Origin of the sequence: Pseudomonas sp. NPDC086112 (assembly GCF_044746425.1) — a bacterium.
GTDB lineage: Bacteria > Pseudomonadota > Gammaproteobacteria > Pseudomonadales > Pseudomonadaceae > Aquipseudomonas.
Genome location: NZ_JBIVCD010000010.1, coordinates 132,109 through 132,482, shown reverse-complemented (window position 1 = coordinate 132,482; position 374 = coordinate 132,109). Strand labels below are relative to the sequence as shown.

Genomic DNA, 374 nt, shown 5'->3' with positions numbered 1-374 from the left:
CATGGCCATGCGCCTGATGGGCGAGCAGTTCGTCACCGGCGAAACCATCGCCGAAGCCCTGGCCAACGCCAGCAAGTTCGAAGCCAAAGGCTTCCGCTATTCCTACGACATGCTGGGTGAAGCTGCACTCACCGAGCATGACGCCCAGAAATACCTGGCCTCGTACGAACAAGCCATTCACTCGATCGGCAAAGCCTCCCACGGTCGTGGGATTTATGAAGGCCCGGGCATTTCGATCAAACTGTCCGCACTGCACCCGCGTTACAGCCGCGCCCAGTACGAGCGCGTGATGGAAGAGCTGTACCCGCGCCTGCTTTCGCTGACCCTGCTGGCCAAGCAATACGACATCGGCCTGAACATCGACGCCGAAGAAG

General features: G+C 59.9%; 1 protein-coding gene. It reads left to right on the top strand.

Annotation, left to right across the window (positions count from 1 at the left end):
* The coding region (locus ACIPLA_RS10230) for a proline dehydrogenase family protein (protein WP_401173057.1) at positions 1 to 374 on the top strand (374 nt) is incomplete at both ends.